Origin of the sequence: Clostridioides sp. ZZV15-6597 (genome assembly GCF_020657815.1) — a bacterium.
Classification (GTDB): domain Bacteria; phylum Bacillota; class Clostridia; order Peptostreptococcales; family Peptostreptococcaceae; genus Clostridioides.
Map to the genome: position 1 here is coordinate 1 of NZ_JAGWCT010000163.1, position 5,628 is coordinate 5,628.

Sequence of the window (5,628 nt, forward strand, 5' to 3'; positions counted from 1 at the left end):
GTTTGAATGATTTAATTGAAAGGGAAAAATATTTATATAAGAAAATTATATAAAATTTTTAAAAAAATTTAAAAAATTTGTTTATTGTGTAGGAAAAAAAATAATATAATAGAATTAAATAGATTAATTAATAAAAAAAATTTTAAAAAGTAAAATTTTTATAAAATGATTAATAAAATGGGAAAAGGAACATAAACTAAACAATAATAGGTATTATCAATAGTAAATTTATAAATTCATTATTAAATGAAAAGAGCTATTATAAATTTTCTGGAGGAAAAATGGATATATTTGATATTGGAGTAGACATAGTTGAAATTGACAGAATAAAAAAAGCTGTAGAAAAAAATAATCGGTTTTTAAAGAAAATATTTACAGATAAAGAAATTGAATATTTTAATTCTAAAAATTTTAAGGCAGAAAGTATAGCTGGTAATTTTGCAGCTAAGGAAGCTATAAGTAAATCTATGGGTACAGGAATCAGAATGTTTAACTTTAAAGATATAGAGGTTATCAGAAATGAAATGGGAAAACCAATAGTAAAAACTTATAATAATCTGGCAAAAATGTGCATAGATTATAATGTTTTAGAAATAAAAGTTTCAATATCACATTCAAAAGATTATGCTATAGCAAATGCGATAACTATAATTAAGGACTAAGGAGTGATTACATTATGATGGATAAAACAGCAAAAGAAATAATGACAACAGATGTAATAGTAGCAAAACAAGATGATAGTATAGCAGATGTAGCTAATATGCTAATTGCGGAGAAAATAGGAGGATTGCCAGTTGTAGATTCAGAAAATAAAGTTGTTGGAATAATTTCTGAAACAGACATTCTTAAAAAAGAAAAATATATAGAAGCACCTCTATATATAAATTTATTACAAGGGCTGATTTTTTTAGATGATTTAAAAAAGGTAGAAAAAGACATAAAGCAAGTAGCAGCTTATAAAGTCGGAGAATTGATGTCTAAGGACATAATAAAAGTTCATGAAGATGATAAGTTTGACGATGTGGCTAATATAATGATTAAAAAATCAATAAACAGAGTTCCTGTAGTAGATGATGACAATAAACTTAAAGGTATAATTTGTAGATATGATATAATAAAAGCTTTATATAATGAATAGACTAAAGTAGGAGGTGTGATGTGAGAAAAAAGTGGACTATAGTATGTATTATGTTCTTGGCACTGGTTATAATTGTAATAGGATGCCAAAAACGACAGTCCACAAAAGAAGAAGTATACAAAGATTTTCAAAAGCAGATTTCTGATATGAATTCTTACAGTTGTAAAGCTGAAGTAGAAGTAGTTGGAAATAAGAGCCCACACAATTATGTTTTAATTCATACTTATAAAAAAACTGATAACTATAAATTAGAAGTAATTTCCCCAAAACACTTAAAGGGGAAAAGTATAGAGTATCAAGGTGATAAAATATTAGTTAAAAATCCAAATATCAGTGATATAGTGGAATTGCCTAATACAGGAAAAAATAATCAATATCTTTTTATAGGAGACTTTATAAAAAATTATCTTCAAAACGAAGAGATGAAAATAAAGTTATCCAAAGGAAACTTGGTTTTGGAGACTTTTATTCCTGGGGATAATAAATATTTTAATAAGCAAGTATTATATGTAAATGCTGACACAAAGAACCCTGAAAAGATGGAAGTATTAGATAATGAAGGAGTGCCAAGATTTACAGTAAAATACAGAGATTTTGAATACAGAAACTAAGGGGGACTAAAGAAATGCAAAAAATAACAGTGCCTACATGGGCAGAGATAAATCTAGATAACTTAAGATTTAACTTAAAAAATATTAAAAATTTATTAGAAGAAGATATTAAAGTTTGTGGAGTAATAAAAGCTGATGCATATGGACATGGTGCAGTAGAAGTTGCAAAATTATTACAAAAGGAAAAAGTAGATTATTTAGCAGTAGCAAGAACTGCTGAAGGAATTGAGCTTAGACAAAATGGTATAACACTTCCTATTTTGAACTTAGGATATACTCCAGATGAAGCTTTTGAAGATTCTATAAAAAATAAAATAACTATGACAGTTTATTCTTTAGAAACAGCACAAAAGATAAACGAAATTGCAAAATCTTTAGGAGAAAAAGCCTGTGTTCATATTAAAATAGACTCAGGAATGACTAGAATAGGTTTCCAACCTAATGAAGAGTCAGTACAGGATATAGTAAAATTAAATAAATTAGAATATATAAATTTAGAAGGTATGTTTACTCATTTTGCTACAGCTGATGAAGTAAGTAAAGAGTACACTTATAAACAAGCTAATAATTATAAATTTATGTCTGATAAGTTAGATGAAGCTGGTGTAGAAATAGCTATAAAGCATGTATCAAATAGTGCAGCTATTATGGATTGCCCTGATTTAAGATTAAATATGGTAAGAGCAGGAATAATATTATATGGTCATTATCCATCTGATGATGTATTTAAAGAAAGACTAGAACTAAAACCAGCCATGAAATTAAAATCAAAAATCGGACATATAAAACAAGTTGAACCAGGTGTAGGAATAAGTTATGGACTAAAATATACAACTACTAGTATGGAAACAATAGCTACAATTCCAATAGGATATGCGGATGGATTCACTAGAATTCAAAAGAATCCAAAAGTTCTTATTAAAGGAGAAGTATTTGATGTAGTTGGTAGAATTTGTATGGATCAAATAATGGTTAGAATTGACAAAGATATAGACATAAAAGTTGGAGATGAGGTTATACTATTTGGAGAAGGTGAAGTTACAGCTGAACGTATAGCCAAAGACTTAGGAACTATAAACTATGAAGTGTTATGCATGATATCAAGAAGAGTTGACCGTGTTTATATGGAAAATAATGAGCTTGTACAAATAAACAGTTATTTGCTAAAATAAAACCATGATATTATAATCTGGGAGGCGATTTTGTGTACGATAAGAGTAAAGAAAAAATAGAAGTTACTTTACCAGACTCTCTGATTTCTGAAGTTGATAGTATTGTTCAGATGGAGAACAGTAACAGAGAAGATTTTGCAAAAGCTGCTTTTCAGTTCTATATAACTCAGAAAAAGAGAATTCATATTAAAGAATCTATGAAAACGGGTTATAGAGAAATGGGTCAAATTAATCTGTCATTAGCTGAACTAGGCATGACAGTTGACGAAGTATCTTCTGATGATAAAAATGAAGGGAAGATTGCCCAAGGTGAGTACTAATTGTGAAATAAAGCGTGGTGATTTATATTACGCTGATTTAAGTCCAGTTGTTGGTTCAGAACAGGGAGGAGTTAGGCCTGTTCTGATAATACAAAATGATGTAGGTAATAAATATAGTCCTACAGTTATAGTATCAGCTATAACATCTCAGATTAATAAAGCCAAATTACCTACTCATGTAGAGATAAGTTCCAATGAATATGGTCTTAATAAAGACTCAGTGATTCTTTTAGAACAAATCAGAACTATTGATAAAAAGAGACTGAGGGAAAAAATTGGTTGTCTAGATGAAAATATGATGATAAAAGTAGATGATGGGCTTCAAATAAGTTTAGGATTGTTTACTTTTTAAAGAGGGGTTTGTCTTTTGTTAGACAATCCCTTTTTTCTTTAAAAATATTTTATAGAGTTTAATTTTAGGAACCTAAGCTAATAAAATCAAAAATAACGCAAAAAAATAGCATAAAAGTGATATAATAAGATGGAATTGATATAAAATTACAAACTCAAGGGAGGTAATTACATGAGAGACCATAAGGGATTAAATGAGATTGCGCGTATCATAAGAAGAGATATAGTCTCTATGATACATAGAGCCAAATCTGGACATCCAGGAGGGTCATTATCAGTAGTTGAAATACTTACTGCGTTATACTTTGATGAAATGAATGTGGATTCTTCAAAACCTAAAATGGAGGATAGAGATAGATTTGTATTATCAAAAGGACATGCTGCACCAGCATTATATGCAACATTGGCTGAAAAAGGTTATTTTGATAAGGAAGAATTAAATGGACTGAGGAAAATAGGAAGAATGTTACAAGGACATCCAGATATGAAAGGAACACCTGGCGTGGAGATATCCACAGGTTCTTTAGGGCAAGGTTTTTCGGCTGCATGTGGGATGGCTATGGCATCAAAATTAGATAATGCACCATGGAATGTATACACTTTACTTGGTGATGGAGAAGTTCAAGAAGGGATAGTTTGGGAAGCTGCTATGAGTGCTGCACATTATAAGCTTGATAATTTAATTGCTTTTTTAGACAATAATGGACTTCAGATAGATGGAAACATAGAAAGTGTAATGAACTTAGGTTCAATCGTTGATAAATTTAAGGCTTTTGGATGGAATGTAATTGAAATAGATGGTCATGATTTTGACCAAATATTTGCTGCTCTTGATATAGCTAAATCAACAGTTAAAAAGCCTACAATGATAATTGCAAAGACTATAAAAGGTAAAGGAATATCTTTTATGGAAAATCAAGCAGGATGGCATGGGACAGCTCCAAATGATGCAGAACTAGAACAAGCCTTACTTGAATTAGGAGGTGCTGACAATGAATAAAATGGCAACAAGAGAAGCATATGGTAAAGCTTTAGTAAAATTAGGTCAAATAAATGACAATGTTGTAGTGTTAGATGCAGATTTATCAAAGTCTACAAAGACACATGATTTTTATGAAGCATTTCCAGATAGATTTTTTAATATGGGTATAGCTGAACAAAATCTAATAGGTGCTGCTTGCGGATTATCAACTGCTGGAAAAATACCTTTTGCTAGTACTTTTGCTATGTTCGCTACAGGGAGAGCCTTTGAGATTATAAGAAATTCAGTTTGTTATCCAAAGTTAAATGTAAAAATTTGTGCTACTCATGCAGGACTTACTGTTGGAGAAGATGGAGCATCTCATGAAAGTGTAGAGGATATTGCAATAATGAGAGCTATACCAAATATGACAGTTCTTGTTCCAGCTGATGGAGTAGAGACAGAGAAGATGATTTTTGAAATAGCTAAATACAATGGACCTGTTTATGTTAGATTAGGAAGAAGTTCAGTTCCAGTTTTATTTGATGAGGATTATCATTTTGAAATAGGAAAAGGTGTAGTACTAAGAGATGGCAATGATGTCACAATTATAGCTTGTGGGATTATGGTGAATGATGCTATAATGGCACAAGAAAAATTGCAAGAAGAAGGCATTAGTGCCAGAGTCATAAATATGTCCACAATAAAACCTATAGATAAGGATTTAATATTAAAAGCAGCAAAAGAAACTAATGCTATTGTAACTGTAGAAGAACATAGTATAATTGGAGGTTTAGGTTCTGCTGTGAGTGAGACAGTTGGAGAATCTTATCCAACTATTGTAAAAAAAGTTGGGATTAAAGATTCATTTGGAGAATCTGGTGCTCCAAATGAATTGTTAAAAAAATATGAATTAACTTGTGATGATATAGTAAAAGCTGTAAAAGAAGCTATTCTTGCAAAAAGAATGTAAGAAATATAAATTATGCATGTTTGTTAATAATATAATATGTGTATAAGAGAGATATAAAGCATTATATGAATTTATATCTCTCTTTTTTATACACTATATCAA

The 5,628-nt window shown here is 29.8% G+C and carries 8 protein-coding genes; all 8 read left to right on the top strand.

What is annotated here, in order from left to right:
• The first annotated feature begins 281 nt into the window (after nt 1-281).
• The 8 genes from acpS (at nt 282) to KGF52_RS20025 (ending at nt 5,526) form a co-directional block, all read left to right on the top strand.
• Nucleotides 282-662 (top strand): holo-ACP synthase, encoded by a 381-nt coding sequence (gene acpS, locus KGF52_RS19990; RefSeq protein WP_227841391.1) that lies wholly within the window; start codon nt 282-284, stop codon nt 660-662.
• Nucleotides 663-676: 14 nt separating this feature from the next.
• A complete protein-coding gene (locus tag KGF52_RS19995) occupies nt 677-1,138 on the top strand; it encodes a CBS domain-containing protein (protein ID WP_227829073.1) in 462 nt (153 codons plus the stop codon).
• A gap of 20 nt (nt 1,139-1,158) precedes the next feature.
• Complete coding sequence (gene gerS, locus KGF52_RS20000; RefSeq protein WP_227436217.1) at nt 1,159-1,749, top strand: germination lipoprotein GerS; 591 nt, start codon at nt 1,159-1,161, stop codon at nt 1,747-1,749.
• A gap of 14 nt (nt 1,750-1,763) precedes the next feature.
• Nucleotides 1,764-2,921 (top strand): alanine racemase, encoded by a 1,158-nt coding sequence (gene alr, locus KGF52_RS20005; RefSeq protein WP_227841392.1) that lies wholly within the window; start codon nt 1,764-1,766, stop codon nt 2,919-2,921.
• Nucleotides 2,922-2,953: 32 nt separating this feature from the next.
• Complete coding sequence (locus KGF52_RS20010) at nt 2,954-3,241, top strand: antitoxin (protein ID WP_227436214.1); 288 nt, start codon at nt 2,954-2,956, stop codon at nt 3,239-3,241.
• Entirely contained in the window at nt 3,210-3,593 is a 384-nt protein-coding gene (locus KGF52_RS20015) for a type II toxin-antitoxin system PemK/MazF family toxin (RefSeq protein WP_003421356.1), read from the top strand. The genes KGF52_RS20010 and KGF52_RS20015 overlap by 32 nt, the downstream gene beginning before the upstream one ends.
• A 171-nt stretch (nt 3,594-3,764) precedes the next feature.
• Complete coding sequence (locus KGF52_RS20020; protein WP_227841393.1) at nt 3,765-4,592, top strand: transketolase; 828 nt, start codon at nt 3,765-3,767, stop codon at nt 4,590-4,592.
• On the top strand, nt 4,585-5,526 hold the full coding sequence (locus KGF52_RS20025) for a transketolase family protein (RefSeq protein ID WP_227841394.1): 942 nt from the start codon (nt 4,585-4,587) through the stop codon (nt 5,524-5,526). Before KGF52_RS20020 ends, KGF52_RS20025 begins: the two co-directional genes overlap by 8 nt.
• The last annotated feature ends 102 nt before the right edge of the window (nt 5,527-5,628 follow it).

What these genes read in the sequence shown, in the direction of transcription:
- alr (WP_227841392.1), top strand. Translation starts at nt 1,764, where the DNA reads ATGCAAAAAATAACAGTGCCTACATGGGCAGAGATAAATCTAGATAAC.
- acpS (WP_227841391.1), top strand. Translation starts at nt 282, where the DNA reads ATGGATATATTTGATATTGGAGTAGACATAGTTGAAATTGACAGAATA.
- KGF52_RS19995 (WP_227829073.1), top strand. Translation starts at nt 677, where the DNA reads ATGATGGATAAAACAGCAAAAGAAATAATGACAACAGATGTAATAGTA.
- KGF52_RS20020 (WP_227841393.1), top strand. Translation starts at nt 3,765, where the DNA reads ATGAGAGACCATAAGGGATTAAATGAGATTGCGCGTATCATAAGAAGA.
- KGF52_RS20015 (WP_003421356.1), top strand. Translation starts at nt 3,210, where the DNA reads ATGAAGGGAAGATTGCCCAAGGTGAGTACTAATTGTGAAATAAAGCGT.
- KGF52_RS20025 (WP_227841394.1), top strand. Translation starts at nt 4,585, where the DNA reads ATGAATAAAATGGCAACAAGAGAAGCATATGGTAAAGCTTTAGTAAAA.